This window comes from Nonomuraea sp. NPDC003201 (genome assembly GCF_053590415.1).
The window spans coordinates 1-16,193 of the sequence record NZ_JBSFTC010000256.1; the positions used below are offsets into that span (position 1 = coordinate 1).

Consider the following 16,193-nt stretch of genomic DNA (forward strand, 5'->3'; position numbering starts at 1 on the left):
TGGATGGCTGACCGGTTGCGGGCGGGGGTGGTGTGGGCCAACACGTTCAACAAGTTCGATCCGGCCTCGCCGTTCGGCGGTTACAAGGAGTCCGGTTACGGCCGCGAGGGCGGTTTGCACGGATTGGAGGCGTACCTCGATGTCTGATCGACGAGTGACCGTGCGCAAAACGTACAAGCTCTTCATCGGTGGAGCGTTCCCACGCTCGGAGAGCGGGAGGTCCTACCCCGTGACGCGAACGGAGCACGCCGCCAGGGCCTCGCGCAAGGACGCCCGCGACGCCGTGGTGGCCGCGCGCAAGGCGTTCCCCGGCTGGTCGGGCGCCACCGCCTACAACCGGGGCCAGATCCTCTACCGGATCGCCGAGATGCTGGAGGGCCGCCGCGCCCAGTTCGCCGACGAGCTCGGCGGCCCGCGCAAGCAGGCGCTGGAGCAGGTGGACGCCGCCGTCGACCGGCTCGTCTGGTACGCGGGCTGGTCCGACAAGATCGCCGCGGTGCGCGGGACGGCCAACCCGGTCGCGGGCCCGTACTTCAACCTGTCCTCGCCGGAACCGGCCGGGGTGGTCGCGGTGATCGCCCCCGCCGAGCCCCTTCTCGGCCTCGTCACCGCCGTCGCACCCGTGATCGTCACCGGCAACACCTGCGTCGTGGTCGCCCCGGAGCGCGCGCCGCTGCCCGCGATCACGTTCGCCGAAGTGCTGGCCACCTCCGACCTGCCGGGCGGCGTGGTGAACATCCTCACCGGACACCAGGCCGAGCTGGCCCCGTGGCTGGCGGCGCACATGGACGTCAACGGGCTCGACCTCACCGGCGTGGCGGCCCCCGAGCTGAAGCAGGCCTGCGAACAGGCCGCGGCCGAGAACTTCAAACGCGTGCTCACCGCGGCGGAGGACCACGGGACGAGACGCATGACCACGTTCATGGAGACCAAGACGGTCTGGCACCCCGCCGGGATCTGATCGACCCCGCACCCGTAAGGACACGGCACATGGGCCGTGCCCTCGGCTCACCCATCCCCGAATCTGGAGGAACCCCCATGGAACCCACCGGTGTTCTCGTCGTCGGGAGCATCACCGCGGACGTCACGGCGTTCAGCCGGCGGCTGCCGCGGCGCGGTGAGACCGTGCTCGGCGACGACTTCACCCTCGTCCTCGGCGGCAAGGGCGCGAACCAGGCCGTGGCCGCGGCCCACTCGGGCGCGCCGACCTGGATGGCCGCCTGCGTGGGCCAGGACCCGTTCCGCGACATCGTGCTGTCCGGCCTGGAGACGCACGGCGTCACGCTCACCGAGGTCCGCACGGTCGAAGGCCGTACGGGCGTCGCCCACATCCGCGTGGACGCGTCGGGCGAGAACGACATCGTCATCACGCCGCTCGCCAACGCCTCCCTCGACGAGGCGATGGTCACGGAGAGCATCGAGCGCGTCCGCGACCGGGTCGGCGTCCTGCTGCTGCAGCTCGAGATCCGGACGGAGGTCGCCTGCCACGCGGCGCGGGAGGGCGCGGCGGCCGGGCTGACCGTGGTCCTGGACCCGGCGCCCGCCCAGGAGCTGCCGGACGACGTGTGGCCGTACCTCGACATCGTGACCCCGAACGAGAGCGAGGCCACCGTGCTGACCGGCGTCCAGGTCACGGACCTGGAGTCGGCGGAGCGGGCGGCGGCCTGGTTCCTGGAGCGCGGCGTGAGCCACGCGATCATCACCCTCGGCGCGGGCGGCGCCCTGTCGGTCACGAAGGAACGCACCCGCCACTTCCCCGCGTACGCCGTGACGCCCGTGGACACCACGGCGGCCGGCGACGCGTTCACCGGCTTCTTCGGCGGCGCCCTCGCCGCCGGCCTCGACGTGGACACCGCCATCCAGTACGGCATGGCGGCCGGCGCCCTGGCCACCACCAAGGCGGGAGCCAGCCCCTCGCTCCCCGGCAGGGACGAGGTCGAGCCAATGGTCAACACCTCCATGGAAGGAGCCACCCGATGAGGCGCAACCAAGGAACGCTCAACGCCCAGCTCGCCCGCGTGATCTCCGAGCTCGGCCACACGGACACGATCGTGGTCACCGACGCGGGACTGCCCATCCCGAGGGAGGTGGAACGCGTGGACCTGGCCGTCAGGGAGAACCTGCCGCGTTTCCTCGACCTGCTGGACACGGTGCTCGACGAGGTGGCCGTGGAGGGCGTGCTGCTGTCCGAGGAGATCAAGCAGCACAGCCCGGACATGCTGGCCGCGATCGAGGAGCGCTTCGACCGGCTCGGCCTGACGCTGGAGTTCCTGCCGCACACCGAGTTCAAGCAGGCCACCGCCGGAGCCAGGGCGGCCGTGCGCTCCGGCGAGTTCACCCCGTACGCCAACGTCCTGCTCACCGCGGGCGTCGTGTACTGATCGGGAGCCTGGCATGCATCTCCAGCTGGCCGATGTGCGCAAGTCCTTCGGCGACAACAGCGTCCTGCGCGGCGTCAGCTTCGACGTCGGTCCCGGCGAGGTCGTGGCGCTCGTCGGGGAGAACGGGGCGGGCAAGTCCACGCTCACCCGGGTGATCTCCGGCGCGCACCAGCCCGACTCGGGACGGCTGCTGATCGACGGGGCCGCGACGGTGCTCAAGGACCCGCAGGCCGCGATGGCGCAGGGCATCGAGGTCATCTACCAGGAGTTCCAGCAGAACCTGTTCCCGCACCTCAGCGTGGCCGAGAACATGTACGTGCTGGACCGCGAGCGCGTCTTCGGCCGCCTGTTCGTCTCCAAGCAGCGCATGGCCGCCGAGGCCAGGCAGGCGCTGCGCCGCCTCGGCATGGAGATCGACGTGCATCGCCAGGTCAGCGAGCTGAGCGTGGCCGAGCGGCAGATGCTCGAGATCGCCAAGGCGATGACGCACGAGCTGCGGCTGATCATCCTCGACGAGCCGACCGCGGCGCTCGACGAGCAGGAGTCCGAGCAGCTCTTCGCCCAGGTGAACCGGCTGCGCGAGGCCGGCGTCTCGGTGATCTACATCAGCCACCGGCTGGACGAGGTCTTCGCCCTGTCGGACCGCATCGTCGTGCTGCGCGACGGCCGGGTCACGCTCGACGCCCCCACCGAACGGCTCACCCCGTCCGAGGTCGTCACCGCGATGGTCGGCGACGCCGTGGACGACTTCTACCCCAAGGACCGCAACGCCACGGACGAGGTCGTGCTGGAGGTGCGCGGCGGTGGCGGCGCCCGCTTCCACGACATCGACCTCCAGGTCAGGGCCGGCGAGGTGGTCGGCATCGGCGGCGTGGTCGGCTGCGGGCGCAGCGACCTGCTGCGCGCGCTGTTCGGCCTGCAGCCGCTGACCGGCGGGTCCGTGCTCGTGGACGGCTCCGGCGTACGCGTCGCGAGCGTCCAGGACGCGATCGGCAGCCGGATCGCCTACCTGTCGCCCGACCGGCAGGCGGAGGGCCTGTGCATGGGCCAGTCGGTCGAGGCGAACGTGTCGCTGGCCTCGCTGCGCGACTTCAGCTCCGGGAGCGGAGTCGTACGGCGCGGCAAGGAGCGCGCCGCCACCGGCGCGGTCATCTCGGAGCTGCGGGTGCGCGCCGCCTCACCGTCGATCGCGGTCAGCTCGCTGTCCGGCGGCAACCAGCAGAAGGCCCTGTTCGCCAAGTGGGTGATGACCCGGCCGCGGGTGCTGCTCATGGACGAGCCGACCCGCGGCGTGGACGTCGGGGCCAAGACCGAGATCTACCGGATCATCAACCAGCTCACCGCGGACGGCGTCGCCGTCCTGCTCGTGAGCTCCGACCTGCCGGAACTCGTCGCCATGTCCGACCGCGTGGTCGTGATGCGCGAGGGACGGCTCGTCGCCGAGCTGACCGGCGACGACCTCGACGAGCAGTCCATCCTCAAGCACGCACTGGTAGGTGCCGCATGACCTCGAAGCTCAAGACCGTCGCGGGCCGGCTGCGCGCGGTGTGGATGCTCCTCCTGGTAGGGATCGTCCTCTCGGTGGCCTCGCCGGTCTTCCTCACCCCGACGAACCTGCTCAACGTGGCGCTCGCGACCTCCGTGGCCGCGCTGCTCGCGGCCGGGCAGACCTATGTGATCATCCTTGCCGAGATCGACCTGTCCGTGGGCTCGGCGCTCGGCTTCTCCGCCGTCGTCACCGCCCTGACGCTCGGCCCGTACGGGCTGATCCCCGCGCTGGCCGCGGGCCTGGCGACCGGCGCGGCCATCGGGCTGGTCAACGGCCTGCTCGTGACCAGGACCAGGATGCCGTCGTTCATCGCGACGCTGGCCACGATGTCGGTGTTCGCGGGGCTGACCCTGCACATCACCTCGGGCAACCCGATCCCGGTGACGGACTACGACTTCCAGGGGATCGGGCAGGCTCGGTTCGCGGGCGTGCCGGTGCCGGTGTGGATCATGCTGGTGGCGTTCGGGATCTTCGGGTACGTCCTGGCCCGCACCCGCTTCGGCCGCTACGTCTACGCCACCGGCGACAACGTCGAGGCCGCCCGGCTGTCCGGCATCAGGGTGCACCGCGTCAAGATCCTCGCCTTCGTCATCAGCGGCGTGCTGGCGTCCCTGGCCGGGTTCATCATCACCGCCCGGCTGTCCACGGCCCAGCCGACCGCCGGCGCCGGCCTGGAGCTGGACGCGATCGCGGCCGTCATCATCGGCGGCACCAGCCTGGCCGGCGGTCGCGGCACCCTGCTCGGCACCCTCGTCGGGGCGCTCGTGCTCGGCGTCATCGACAACGGCATGAACCTGCTCGACGTCTCCCCGTTCCTTCAGGACGTGGTGAAGGGCCTGGTCATCCTCCTGGCCGTCTTCCTCGACCGCAACGTGGACATCCTGCGCAGGCTCGTGCCACGCAGGGCCGAATCCCCCGTCCGTACCCCAGAACTAGCCCAGCACATCTAAAGGAAAGATCCATGCGCACTCCCCGCAAACTCGTCGCCGTCGCGATCCTGGCCGCCGTCTCCCTCACCGCCTGCAGCCGGGGCGGCGAGGAGGCGACCACGGGCGCCTCCCAGGCGTCCGGCAAGAAGGACGCCACGATCATCATGAGCACGCTCGGCAACCCGTTCTTCATCAGCGTGAAGGACGGCGCCGAGGCCCAGGCCGCCAAGAGCGGCATCACCCTGAACGTGCAGAACGCCGACAACTCCGACGCCACCTTCCTCAACCAGGCGACGACCGCCATCTCCAAGCAGACCGGGATCCTCATCCTCGACCCGGTGGGCAGCCAGTCGGCCAGCAGCTCCGTCACCCAGGCGAACTTGGCGAGCATCCCCGTGATGGCCTTCGACCGCAAGCCGTCCGGTGGCAAGCTGGCCACGTTCGTCGGCTACGACGCCGTCCAGGCCGGCAAGAACGCGGCCGACGCGCTGGCCGAGGCCGTCGGCGGCAAGGGCAAGGTCGTCGAGATCCAGGGCATCCTCGGCACCAACGTGGCCCAGGACCGCAGCAAGGGCTTCCAGCAGCAGATCGCCACGCACAAGGACATCAAGGTCGTCGCCACGCAGGCGGCCGACTTCGACCGGGCCAAGGCCCTGAACGTCATGACGAACGTGCTGCAGGCCAACCCCGACATCGACGGCGTGTACGCGGCCAACGACGAGATGGCCATGGGCGTGCTGTCCGCGCTCAAGGCCCGTAACCTGGTGGGCAAGGTCAAGGTCGTCGGCAACGACGGCATCGCCGACGCGCTGGCCGCCGTCGCGGCGGGCGAGATGTACGCCACGAACGCCGAGTCGCCGTTCGCGCTCGGGCAGAAGGTGGTCTCGCTGGCCTCCGACGTCCTGGGCGGCAAGCAGGTGCAGGCCGACGAGACGCTGCAGGGCAAGCTCGTCAAGAAGGACAACGTGAAGGAGTACGCGGACTACCTCGTCGGCCTCGGCGACAAGTCCGGCGTCCCGGACAGCCTCAAGTAGGAGCTCACTGACCCATGGCGACCCCCGGTTCCGGGGGTCGCCATGACGGCTTTGCGGCGGCATCGCGGGTGGGGGCCGCTGGAGCCGTCCGACGACTCGCACCTGGACCGGCTGGACTACGCGGGACCTGCCGGCCGATCCGTGCGACGCGCTGCCGCGACCGCGTAAGTTACTAACGAGTAGAGACTTCCTTACTTACCGAGTACTCGGTAGGTTGCGAGTAATTCACACCGTGGTAACCGGACCAGTGAGCCGGTCGGCGTCGAAGAGGAGGCACGCAATGGCACGAGCGGAGAGTGGCCGGGTCCGCCGCCCGGCCGCCGCGCGACGGGAGCAGATCCTCGCCGTCGCCGCGGACGCGTTCGCCGTCGCGGGCTTCCGGGGCACGAGCCTGGCCGACGTGGCCCAGAAGGTCGGAGTCTCCCAGCCGGGGCTGCTGCACCACTTCGACAGCAAGGAATCCCTCATCCTCGCGGTGCTCCGGCAGCGCGACCTCCAAGACGAGCAGCACGTCGAAGCGCAGTTCCAGGGTGTGGAGGTTACCACCAGGGAATGGCTGATGGCGTTCTGCCGCCGCAACGAGACCCAACCCGGCCTCGTCCGGCTGTTCACCGTCCAGTCGGCCGAGAGCCTCAACCCGGCGCACCCGGCCCACGACTTCTTCTACCAGCGCAACCGGCGAGTCCGGGACCGGATCGCCCGGCTGATCATCGCCGACCAGGAGAGGGGGCGGCTGTCCCCGTCCCTCGATCCGGCCGCCACGGCCGCCGAACTGGTCTCTCTGATGAACGGCCTGCAACTGCAATGGCTCCGCGACCCCGCGACCGACATGTGCGGGCTCTTCGAGACGAGTCTGCTGCGGCTCGAAGCGAGCCCGAGTACGAAGGCCTGACCTTCCAGAAACACCCCCCGGCGCCGGTCCCGCGTGGACCGGTGCGTCAGCCGGCATGACGACGCGAGCGCAGGCGGCGTCGTCCCCGGCTTCACGAGGAGTTCCACCATGCGGACAGGCGTACAAAGCCGTCCATGCTCCCGCACGAATCTCCGAGTCCTGCTGGCGCTGGCCCTGTCGTCCGCGTTGACGGCAGGCTGCCAATCCGCGGTCCAGCTGGAGCGGCAACAAGCCGCCGGCGGGGCCACCACGAGCTGCCGAGAGGGCGGCACGCTGGTCGTCGCCAGCGCCCAGCCGCCCATCCCCGGCCGGGTGCTCGCCCAGGGTGCCGCGAACCTGTTCTGGGTACGCGGGGCCTTCGAACCGCTCATGAGCGTCAAGGACGGCGACCTCGCGAACCCGGTCCCGTTGCTGGCCACCGCGTGGAAGGTCGGCGCCGACGACCGGACCGCCACGCTCAGCCTGCGCCAGGGCGTGACCTTCCATTCCGGCCGCCCCTTCGCCTCGGCCGACGTGCTGTTCACCTTCAAGCATGGCGCTCGAACCGGCGAGCCCGTCGAACGACAAGCGGCATGCGCGAGCTGGGGATGGGACGGGACCCGCGCGCCTACGGCGAGGCGTCGCGGCGGTTCATGGAGGAGGCGGCCGCGCGGGGGCGGCCCTGGTTCCTCATGGCCAACGCGCACGACCCGCACCGGCCGTACTCCGGCAGCCAGGACGAGCTGGACCGGTTCCCGGCCGAGGCCAGGGCCTCCTACCCGGCCCCGTCGAAGGTCTTCGGGCCGGCGGACCACGTCGGAGGCGTGCCCGGGTTCCTCCCTGACCTGCCGGAGGTGGCGCGGGAGTACCGCGAGTACCTGAGCTCGTCCCGCCGCTGCGACGACGTGGTCGCCGAGGTGCTGCGCGCGCTGGACGAGAGCGGCGCCGCGGGGGACACCCTGGTGGTGTTCCTGTCGGACAACGGGATCGCCGTGCCGTTCGCCAAGGCGAACTGCTACCTGCAGAGCAGCCGGACCCCGCTGATCGTCCGGTGGCCGGGGGTGACCCGCCCGGGCGGGCGCGAGAACACCGCGTTCGTGTCGATGATCGACCTGTTCCCCACGTTCTGCGCGGCGGCGGGCCTGCCCGGACCGGCCGGGCTGGACGGGCGGACCCTGCTTCCCCTGCTGCGCGGGGAACCCCAGGACGGCCGGGACGCGGTGTTCACCGTGTTCCACGAGACGGCGGCGAAGGGCCGGTACGAGATGCGGTGCCGGCAGGACGACCGCTTCGGCTACATCTGGAACGAGTGGTCCGACGGCGCCCGGGAGTACCGGGCCGAGAACATGATGGGACGCACCTGGCCCGCGATGCTCGCCGCCGCCTCCGGCGACGAGCGGCTCGCCGAGCGCGCCCGCTTCTACCGGCACCGGACGCCCGAGGAGCTCTACGACCTGCACGCCGACCCGCATTCGCTGGCTGACCTGTCCGGCGACCCGGATCGCCGGAAGGACCTCGACGCGGCGCGGCAGGACCTGCTCGCGTGGATGGCCGGGACCGGCGACCCGCTGCTCGACACCTACCGGGCCTACCTCCAGGGGGCCGCCGTCAAGGCGCTCGACCACCCCGGCGCCGCTTGAGGGGTGTCAGGCCCGGTCGGCCGGCTCGAGAAGGGGGCTATCCGCTATATTGCGAATACAGCATAGGCGTTGCGGTATTTGCAATGAAGGAGTGCTTTCATGCGCGTGGTCACGTGGGCGGCGGTGGATCGGATCGTTCAGCAGGACGCCCCGATCCCGGAACCCTCGGACGGGCAGGCCCTCGGACGCCGGCGCCCGCGGAGGGTGAGCGGCCGATGAGACCCGCAGACGTGCTCGCGATCGGCGAGACCATGGTGATGGTCACCCCCACGCCGGGGGGCCGGCTCGACGCGGACAGCGCGTTCATCCTGCGTCCCGGCGGCGCGGAGTCGAACGTCGCCGCGCTGCTGGCCCGGCTCGGCCACGCCACGGCCTGGGCGAGCGCCGTCGGCCGCGACCCCCTCGGCGACCTGGTCCTCGACGCGCTGCGCGGCCACGGCGTGGACGTCGATCTGGTCCGCCGCGACGACGAGCGGCCCACCGCCGTGTACTTCAAGGACCCGACCGCCTCCGGCACCCGCGTCTACTACTACCGGCGCGGCTCGGCCGCCTCGGCCATGACCGTGGCCGAGGTCGCGGGCTGGGCCGCCCGGCCGTCCAGGATCACGCACATCTCCGGCATCACCGCGGCCATCTCCCCGCAGTGCCTGGAGCTGACCAGGCACATCGTGTTCGACCGGCCGCTCGGACCGGCCACGGTCAGCTTCGACGTCAACCACCGGCCGAGCCTGTGGAAGGACGGCGACGCCCCGGCCGTGCTCCTGGAGCTCGCCCAGCGCGCCGACATCGTCTTCGTCGGGCGCGACGAGGCGGCGGTGCTGTGGGGGACCTCCGACGCCGAGAGCGTGCGCCGGCTCATCGACCGGCCCCCGTACCTGATCGTCAAGGACGCCGCGATCGAGGCGGTCGCCTTCACCCCGGAGGGTGTCCATCGAGCGCCGTCGACGCCGGTCGAGGTGCTCGACGCCGTCGGCGCGGGGGACGCCTTCGCGGCCGGCTGGCTGAGCGGGTTCCTCGACGGCCGGGACGAGCTCACCCGCCTGCGGCTGGGCCACTACGCGGCTTCCCGGGTCCTGACGTCCCCGGCCGACATGGCCGATCTTCCTCCCGCCGGTGAGATCGTCTCGCTGCTCGGACAAGGAGGACACCAGCATGTCGCAGACCGTCGCACGGGCCATTGACATCGTCGGGTTCGTCTCCGTACGGCACCGCACGCTCGGCGAGATCGCCGATCACCTCGGCGTGCACAAGTCCACCGCGCTGCGCCTGCTGCAGACGCTGGAGGAGGGCGGTTTCGTACGGCGCGTCCCCGGCGGCGTGTACGGCATGGGCTTCCAGCTCATCGCGCTCGGCCAGCTCGCGCTGGACCAGGTCGAGGCCCGCTCGCTCGCGCACCCGATCCTGCACGGCCTGAGCGAGCGCTACGGCCAGACGGTCCACCTGGGAGAGCTGGCCGGGGACCAGGTCATCTACGTGGACAAGATCGACGGCCGGGGCACCGTGGCCATGGGCTCGCGCATCGGGCTGCCCGCCCAGCCGCACACCGCCGCCGTCGCCAAGGTCATCTTCGCCTACCAGGACGCCACGACCTTGGCGCGGGTCATGGAACGCATCACGTTCACCCGCTTCACCCCCACGACGATCACCACCGCCGAGGCGCTCGCGGCCGAGCTCGCCCTGACCAGGGAACGGGGCTGGGCCGAGGACGACGGCGAGCACGAGGACTACATCAACTGCGTGGCGCTGCCGGTCTTCGACGCCCGGGGCAAGGTCACGCACGCCATCTCGATCACCGCTCTGCGGGCGGTCGTGCCACTGGAAGAGCTGCGCGCGTACGTCGACGACCTGCGCGACGCGGCCCACGAGATCTCCAAGAGTCTGGGCTGGGGAGGAGACCGCTATGGACGCCGCTGACTTCTTCGACACACACCTCGGGAGATGCCCGATTCTGGGTATCTTCCGCAACCTCGACCCCGTGGCCACCGTGGCCATGTGCGAACGCGCCTGGGCGTTCGGCGTCGAGCTCATCGAGGTGCCCGTGCAGACGCCGGACGCGCTGCCGTCCCTGCGCGCGGCGCTGGACGCCGCCCGGGCCAACGGCAAGAGCGTCGGGGCGGGAACGGTCACCACGGCCGAGCAGCTGACCGCCGTCAGCGAGCTGGGCGCCGCCTTCACCGTCGCGCCCGGACTCCACCCCGAGGTCGTGGCGGAGACGCTGCGGCTCGGGCTGCCGCACCTGCCGGGCGTGGCCACCTCCACGGAGATCGCCACCGCCCTCGGTCACGGTTTCACCTGGCTGAAGGCCTTCCCCGCCGCGCAGCTCGGGCCCGACTGGATAAAGGCGCAGCTCGCGCCGTTCCCCGGCGTCCGTTTCGTCGCCACGGGAGGTGTCGACGCGGGCAACGCGGCCGCCTTCCTGGCCGCGGGCTGCAGGGGAGTGGCGGTGGGATCGGCGCTGAGCGATCCGGCGGCGCTGGAACAGCTGCGCAAGGTCACGAATTCCTGACCTCTCGACGGAGGGTGTTCTGCGGGTACGTGTCACACCAGGTCCTGTCACACGCCCTTGACCAGGTGTTTCATGGGCGATGAGCCGCTGCCGGGGTGAGTTCCCCGTCGGCGGCCACCCGCTGAACCGCCGAAAGGACGACCACGCATGGCACAGGACCCGCAGCCGTCAGGCGCGCAGGCCATCGTCGGCCCGGACGGCTGTCTGACACCTCACGGACGGAGACATCCATGAAGATCGTGAAGCAGCCGCCGACCGCCAAGCTGCCCGCCGAGTGGTTCACCGGCGACGCCTGGGCCGACGTGATCTACCGGGGCGAGGACCCCTCCCGCGCGCGGGCGAACATGGTCAGGTTCGCCCCCGGCGCCCGTACCGCCTGGCACTCGCACGGCCTGGGCCAGACGCTCTACATCGTCGAGGGCGTCGCGCTGATCCAGTCGCGCGGCGCCGAGATCATCGAGGCCCATCCCGGCGACATCGTCCACACGCCGCCGGGCGAGGAGCACTGGCACGGCGCCGCCCCGGACCGGTTCATGATCCACCTCGCGATGTGGGAAGGCGACGACGCCGCCTGGCTGGACCACGTCACCGACACCGAGTACAACGGTCCGCGCGTCAGCACGAAGCGCTAGGGACGGCCTGGTCGGCCAGCTTCTTCACCTGGTCGGCGGGCACCGGAACGCCGGGGGTGTCCACGAACCAGCGGTACGACTCTTCGAAGTCCAGCCCCTCGGGCCGCTGCGTCGGGAAGTACGGCTGGACGTAGACGGGGGTGCCGGGCTGGACGCGCTGCGGCGGGCGCTGGACGCCGTCATCGAGCTCTATCACCAGGACCCCGCCGGCACCCTCGCGACGACCCGCCTCATCAAGGACACCCCCGCGCTGTGCGCGCGCCACCGGGAGAAGCAGCACTGCTGGTGGCCCGAGCCGGCCCGGGCCCTCGCCGAGCGCACGCCTTCCCCCCGATCCACGGAGCTGGTCCTGTCGGTGCGGGTGGCCGCCGCCCTCGACTTCCTGAACATCGCCGTCGACCACTGGACCGCGTCCGACGGCCGGCTCGACCTCGTCGAGCTCCTGGACGAAGCCTTCGCCGCGCTCGCACCGCGATAAGCCGCGATAAGCCGCGACAAGCCGCGACAAGCCACGAGAAGCCGCGCGGCCCGTTGTTCCCCCGGCCCGCCTGGCGGGACGGTTCGCTTGCCCGGCGTCGCCTTCGAGCAGCAAGGTCTGCCCGGGAGAACAACGGAAGGATCACGATGGACCCTCGTTCCACAGGTGACGCCGTGACCGGGCTGCTGGATGCGTACACCACGCGGACCCCGATCGCGCCGCTCACCACGACATACGCTGATATGTCGGTTTCTGATGCGTACGAGATCCAACTCGCGCAGGTGGAGGCGTGGCAGGCGGGCGGCGCCCGGATCGTGGGGCACAAGGTCGGCCTGACCTCGGCGGTGATGCGCCACCAGCTCGGCGTGGACCAGCCCGACTACGGTCACCTGCTCGACGGCATGGCGTACATGGACGGCGCCCCCATCGACGCCGCGCGCTTCCTGCAGCCGCGCATCGAGCCGGAGATCGCCTTCGTCCTCAAGAGACCGCTGGCGGGCCCGGGCGTCACGGCCGCGACGGCTGCCGCCGCGGTGGACTTCGTGCTGCCCGCCCTGGAGATCATCGACTCGCGTATCGCGGACTGGAAGATCACGCTGGCGGACACCATCGCCGACAACGCCTCCAGCGGCGGGTTCGTGCTCGGCAACCGGCCGACGCCGCTCGCGGACGCCGATCTGGCGCTGACCGGCTGCCTGCTGCACCGCAACGGCGAGCTGGTCCAGACGGGCGCCGGCGGCGCCGTGCTCGGATCTCCGCTGAACGCGCTGGTGTGGCTGGCGAACGTCCTCGGCGAGCGCAAGGTGGCGCTGGAGGCCGGCCACGTCGTGCTGCCCGGCTCGGTCACCGCGGCCATCCCCGTCGAGCAGGGGGACATCGTGACGGCCACCTTCGCCGGGCTCGGCACGGTCACCGCGAACTTCGGGCAGGCGTCGTGAGCAGACTGACGGCGGCCATCGTCGGCCCCGGCAACATCGGCACCGACCTGCTGGTCAAGCTGATGCGCAGCGAGGCCGTCGAAGTTCACTCCATGGTGGGCGTGGATCCGGGCTCGGACGGCCTGGCCCGGGCCCGTTCGCTGGGCGTCGAGGCCTCGGCGGGCGGCGTGGACTGGCTGCTGGCCCAGGACACCCTGCCCGACCTGGTCTTCGAGGCCACCTCCGCCAAGGCGCACGCGGCCAACGCCCCCCGCTACGCCGAGGCGGGGATCACCGCGATCGACCTCACCCCCGCCGCCGTGGGCCCGTTCGTGTGCCCGCCGGTCAACCTGGACACGCTGTCGGACGCGTCCAACCTCAACATGATCACGTGTGGCGGGCAGGCGACGATCCCGATCGTGCACGCCGTCTCCCGCGTGGTCCCGGTGGCGTACGCCGAGATCGTCGCCTCCATCGCCTCCCGCTCGGCCGGTCCGGGCACGCGGGCCAACATCGACGAGTTCACCCAGACCACCGCGCGTGCCATCGAGACGGTCGGCGGCGCCGCCAAGGGCAAGGCGATCATCATCCTCAACCCCGTCACCCCGCCGATGATCATGCGGGACACGGTGTTCTGCGCGATCCCCGCCGACGCCGACACCGCCGCGATCGGCGCGTCGATTGAGGCGATGGCGGCCGAGGTGGCCGCGTACGTGCCCGGCTACACCCTGCGGGCCGAGCCGCAGTTCGACCCGCCGCGCGACATCTGGAACGGCATGGCCCGCGTCGCCGTCTTCCTCGAGGTCCGCGGCAACGGCGACTACCTGCCGCCGTGGGCCGGCAACCTCGACATCATGACCGCCGCGGCCGCCCGCGTCGGCGAGCGACTCGCGAAGGTGGGCGCATGACCGGCAAGATCAGGATCACCGACTCCACCCTGCGCGACGGCAGCCACGCGATGGCCCACCGCTTCACCGAGGAGCAGGTACGGGGCGTCGTGCACGCCCTGGACGACGCCGGGGTGGAGGTCATCGAGGTCACCCACGGCGACGGGCTGGGCGGCTCGTCGTTCAACTACGGGTTCTCGCTGGAGGACGACATCAAGCTCGTCGCCGCCGCCGTGGACGAGGCGGAGAGCGCGAAGATCGCCGTCCTGCTGCTGCCCGGCCTCGGCACGGCCGAGGACCTGCGCGAGGCCCACGGCGCGGGGGCCTCCGTGGCGCGGATCGCCACCCACTGCACCGAGGCCGACGTGTCGCTGCAGCACTTCGCCGCCGCCCGCGAGCTGGGCATGGAGACCGTGGGCTTCCTCATGCTGTCGCACCGGATCGGCCCGGCCGAGCTGGCCGCGCAGGCCCGGATCATGGTGGACGGCGGCGCGCAGTGCGTGTACGTGGTCGACTCGGCCGGCGCCCTCGTGCTCGGCGAGGCCCAGGCCCGCGTCAGCGCGCTGGTCGGCGAGATCGGCCACCAGGCGGAGGTCGGCTTCCACGGCCACCAGAACCTCTCGCTCGGCGTCGCCAACTCGGTGCTGGCCACCCAGAACGGCGCCCGCCAGATCGACGGCGCCCTGTGCGCGCTGGGCGCCGGGGCGGGCAACTCGCCCACCGAGGTGCTGGTCGCCACCTTCGAAAGGCTCGGCATCCCGACCGGGGTGAACGTGCAGGGCGCGCTGGCCGCCGCCGAGGACGTGGTCAAGCCGTTCCTGAGCCGCCTGCCGTTCGCCGACCGCTCGGCGATCACGCAAGGGTACGCGGGGGTGTACTCCAGCTTCCTGCTGCACGCCGAGCGCGCCGCCGAGCGGTACGGCGTACCGGCCCACGAGATCCTGCAGCGGGTCGGCGAGGCCGGCTACGTCGGCGGCCAGGAGGACATGATCATCGACGTCGCCCTCCAACTCGTCGAGGAGCGCGCCCGCTCCTGACGGGCGTGAGGCCCCGCATCGCCGCAGGTCCGAGGCCTCACGCGAGCCGCGCCGCCCGGAGATCGGGTCCGGCGCGCGGCGGAGTAATCTGCGAGGTGAATCACGAACGTGGCTGACGGGAGGGCTTCCATGGCGGATCGGCTGAACGGCACCGTGGCGCTGATCACGGGAGCGTCGAGCGGCATCGGGGCCGCGACCGGGCTGGCGCTGGCCGCCCAGGGAGCCACCGTCGCGCTGGTGGCCAGGCGGGCCGATCGCCTGGAGGAGCTGGCCGACCAGATCCGCGGCCAGGGCGGGACCGCGCTGACGCTCGTGGCCGACGTCGGCGACGAACGGCAGGCCAAGGAGGTCGTGGAGCGCACCGCGACCGAGCTCGGACGGCTGGACACCCTGGTCAACAACGCCGGGGTGATGCTGCTCGGCCCGGCCGCCGACGCGCCGCTCGAAGAGTGGCAGCGCATGGTGCAGGTCAACGTGCTCGGCGTGCTCTACTGCGCGCACGCCGCGCTGCCCTACCTGGTACGGGCCGCCGCCGACGGCCCCCGCCAGGTGGCCGACATGGTGAACGTCAGTTCGGTGGCCGGGCGGGTGGCGCGCAGCGGCAGCGGGGTCTACAACCTCACCAAGCACGGCGTGGGGGCGTTCAGCGAGTCGCTGCGCCAGGAGTTCGCGGGGCGGCACGTCCGGGTGTCGCTGGTCGAGCCGGGAGCGGTGGAGACCGAGCTGACCGGCCACAACCGCCCGCAAATTCAGGAGCAGATCAAGCAGCGGTTCTCCTCGGTGGAGCGCATGCGGGCCGAGGACATCGCCGACGCGATCAGCTACATCGTGACCAGGCCCCGGCGCGTCGCGATCAACGAATTGCTGGTGCGCCCCACCGAGCAGGAGGGCTGACCTCACGGGCCGCCACGCCGGCCGGCCAGGTGAACCTGTTCGACACGACTCGTTCCCCGTCCGGCCCTTCGGCGACGATCCACACCTGCTGGCCGGTCGCGTTGCACGGGAACCGGTCGTCGGTGTGCTGCTCGCCGTTCTCGTCGCTGGTGAGCGTCGCTCCGGGGTTGAACGCCCCCCAGTTGTCGGTGTACGGCCGGAAGACGTACTTCGTGTTCGGCTTGAGGCCGGTGGCCCGGAACTCGACGAAGGCGCAGTTCTTCCGGCAACTGCCATAGGTCGTCGAGGGGCCTTTGGACACGATGATCCCCGCCTTTTCGCGGGGCGGGCCGGGTGTCGAGGCCGGCGGGGGAAGCGTGGGGCGGTCGTCGCGGTCGGCGAGCCAGGCGGTCCCGGTCGCGGCCAGCGCCAGGGCGGCCGCCCCCGCGGTGAGCGCCG

Annotated in this window: 20 protein-coding genes and 1 pseudogene; 19 read left to right on the forward strand and 2 right to left on the reverse strand. The window is 71.4% G+C overall.

Translation table 11 applies throughout. From position 1 onward, the window contains the following. From ACWDX9_RS47515 to ACWDX9_RS47580, 14 genes and pseudogenes are all read left to right on the forward strand, one after another. Window positions 1-147, forward strand: a 147-nt coding sequence (locus ACWDX9_RS47515) for an aldehyde dehydrogenase family protein (protein WP_355199946.1), incomplete at its 5' end; no start/stop codon positions are given. Further along, window positions 140-961 (forward strand): aldehyde dehydrogenase family protein, encoded by an 822-nt coding sequence (locus tag ACWDX9_RS47520; RefSeq protein ID WP_449967246.1) that lies wholly within the window; start codon window positions 140-142, stop codon window positions 959-961. The genes ACWDX9_RS47515 and ACWDX9_RS47520, both read left to right, overlap by 8 nt. A 77-nt stretch (window positions 962-1,038) precedes the next feature. After that, window positions 1,039-1,980 carry a ribokinase gene (locus ACWDX9_RS47525; protein WP_350735832.1) on the forward strand — a complete coding sequence of 314 codons (942 nt, stop codon included), beginning with the start codon at window positions 1,039-1,041 and terminating at the stop codon, window positions 1,978-1,980. Next, window positions 1,977-2,381: a D-ribose pyranase gene (gene rbsD, locus ACWDX9_RS47530; RefSeq protein WP_449967249.1), complete on the forward strand. Its 405-nt coding sequence runs from the start codon at window positions 1,977-1,979 to the stop codon at window positions 2,379-2,381. Before ACWDX9_RS47525 ends, rbsD begins: the two co-directional genes overlap by 4 nt. Before the next feature lie 13 nt (window positions 2,382-2,394). Continuing rightward, window positions 2,395-3,888: a sugar ABC transporter ATP-binding protein gene (locus ACWDX9_RS47535; RefSeq protein ID WP_449967252.1), complete on the forward strand. Its 1,494-nt coding sequence runs from the start codon at window positions 2,395-2,397 to the stop codon at window positions 3,886-3,888. Continuing rightward, on the forward strand, window positions 3,885-4,880 hold the full coding sequence (locus ACWDX9_RS47540) for an ABC transporter permease (protein WP_350735823.1): 996 nt from the start codon (window positions 3,885-3,887) through the stop codon (window positions 4,878-4,880). Before ACWDX9_RS47535 ends, ACWDX9_RS47540 begins: the two co-directional genes overlap by 4 nt. Before the next feature lie 11 nt (window positions 4,881-4,891). Beyond that, window positions 4,892-5,893 (forward strand): substrate-binding domain-containing protein, encoded by a 1,002-nt coding sequence (locus ACWDX9_RS47545; protein ID WP_449967254.1) that lies wholly within the window; start codon window positions 4,892-4,894, stop codon window positions 5,891-5,893. Between the two features lie 280 nt (window positions 5,894-6,173). Further along, on the forward strand, window positions 6,174-6,785 hold the full coding sequence (locus ACWDX9_RS47550; protein WP_449967257.1) for a TetR/AcrR family transcriptional regulator: 612 nt from the start codon (window positions 6,174-6,176) through the stop codon (window positions 6,783-6,785). Between the two features lie 369 nt (window positions 6,786-7,154). Further along, window positions 7,155-7,328 (forward strand): annotated as a pseudogene (locus ACWDX9_RS47555) (ABC transporter substrate-binding protein); the annotation flags it as partial. Window positions 7,329-7,357: 29 nt separating this feature from the next. Then, complete coding sequence (locus ACWDX9_RS47560) at window positions 7,358-8,404, forward strand: sulfatase-like hydrolase/transferase (protein ID WP_449967258.1); 1,047 nt, start codon at window positions 7,358-7,360, stop codon at window positions 8,402-8,404. A 215-nt stretch (window positions 8,405-8,619) separates the two neighbouring features. After that, complete coding sequence (locus ACWDX9_RS47565; protein ID WP_364257687.1) at window positions 8,620-9,585, forward strand: sugar kinase; 966 nt, start codon at window positions 8,620-8,622, stop codon at window positions 9,583-9,585. Further along, window positions 9,557-10,318, forward strand: a complete 762-nt coding sequence (locus ACWDX9_RS47570; protein ID WP_449967261.1) for an IclR family transcriptional regulator — start codon at window positions 9,557-9,559, stop codon at window positions 10,316-10,318. The genes ACWDX9_RS47565 and ACWDX9_RS47570 overlap by 29 nt, the downstream gene beginning before the upstream one ends. Next, the gene (locus ACWDX9_RS47575; RefSeq protein WP_449967264.1) at window positions 10,305-10,910 is read left to right on the forward strand and encodes a bifunctional 4-hydroxy-2-oxoglutarate aldolase/2-dehydro-3-deoxy-phosphogluconate aldolase; all 606 of its coding nucleotides are present in this window, start codon (window positions 10,305-10,307) and stop codon (window positions 10,908-10,910) included. The genes ACWDX9_RS47570 and ACWDX9_RS47575 overlap by 14 nt, the downstream gene beginning before the upstream one ends. A 230-nt stretch (window positions 10,911-11,140) precedes the next feature. Continuing rightward, a complete protein-coding gene (locus ACWDX9_RS47580) occupies window positions 11,141-11,542 on the forward strand; it encodes a (R)-mandelonitrile lyase (RefSeq protein ID WP_449967266.1) in 402 nt (133 codons plus the stop codon). Here ACWDX9_RS47580 and ACWDX9_RS47585 read toward each other — a convergent pair. Continuing rightward, complete coding sequence (locus tag ACWDX9_RS47585; RefSeq protein WP_449967269.1) at window positions 11,526-11,738, reverse strand: hypothetical protein; 213 nt, start codon at window positions 11,736-11,738, stop codon at window positions 11,526-11,528. The genes ACWDX9_RS47580 and ACWDX9_RS47585 overlap by 17 nt on opposite strands. On the opposite strand from ACWDX9_RS47585, the gene ACWDX9_RS47590 reads away from it, so the two are divergent. From ACWDX9_RS47590 to ACWDX9_RS47610, 5 genes are all read left to right on the forward strand, one after another. Further along, a complete protein-coding gene (locus ACWDX9_RS47590) occupies window positions 11,724-12,020 on the forward strand; it encodes an acyl-CoA-like ligand-binding transcription factor (protein WP_449967286.1) in 297 nt (98 codons plus the stop codon). The genes ACWDX9_RS47585 and ACWDX9_RS47590 overlap by 15 nt on opposite strands. 146 nt (window positions 12,021-12,166) lie before the next feature. Beyond that, window positions 12,167-12,958, forward strand: a complete 792-nt coding sequence (locus tag ACWDX9_RS47595) for a 2-keto-4-pentenoate hydratase (RefSeq protein ID WP_449967271.1) — start codon at window positions 12,167-12,169, stop codon at window positions 12,956-12,958. After that, complete coding sequence (locus ACWDX9_RS47600) at window positions 12,955-13,845, forward strand: acetaldehyde dehydrogenase (acetylating) (RefSeq protein WP_449967274.1); 891 nt, start codon at window positions 12,955-12,957, stop codon at window positions 13,843-13,845. Before ACWDX9_RS47595 ends, ACWDX9_RS47600 begins: the two co-directional genes overlap by 4 nt. Further along, complete coding sequence (gene dmpG, locus ACWDX9_RS47605) at window positions 13,842-14,861, forward strand: 4-hydroxy-2-oxovalerate aldolase (RefSeq protein WP_449967277.1); 1,020 nt, start codon at window positions 13,842-13,844, stop codon at window positions 14,859-14,861. The genes ACWDX9_RS47600 and dmpG overlap by 4 nt, the downstream gene beginning before the upstream one ends. A gap of 129 nt (window positions 14,862-14,990) precedes the next feature. Further along, the gene (locus ACWDX9_RS47610) at window positions 14,991-15,755 is read left to right on the forward strand and encodes an SDR family NAD(P)-dependent oxidoreductase (protein ID WP_449967280.1); all 765 of its coding nucleotides are present in this window, start codon (window positions 14,991-14,993) and stop codon (window positions 15,753-15,755) included. Here the strand turns inward: ACWDX9_RS47610 and ACWDX9_RS47615 are convergent. Continuing rightward, window positions 15,715-16,193: hypothetical protein (locus tag ACWDX9_RS47615; RefSeq protein ID WP_449967283.1), on the reverse strand; the 479-nt coding region annotated here is incomplete at its 5' end. The genes ACWDX9_RS47610 and ACWDX9_RS47615 overlap by 41 nt on opposite strands.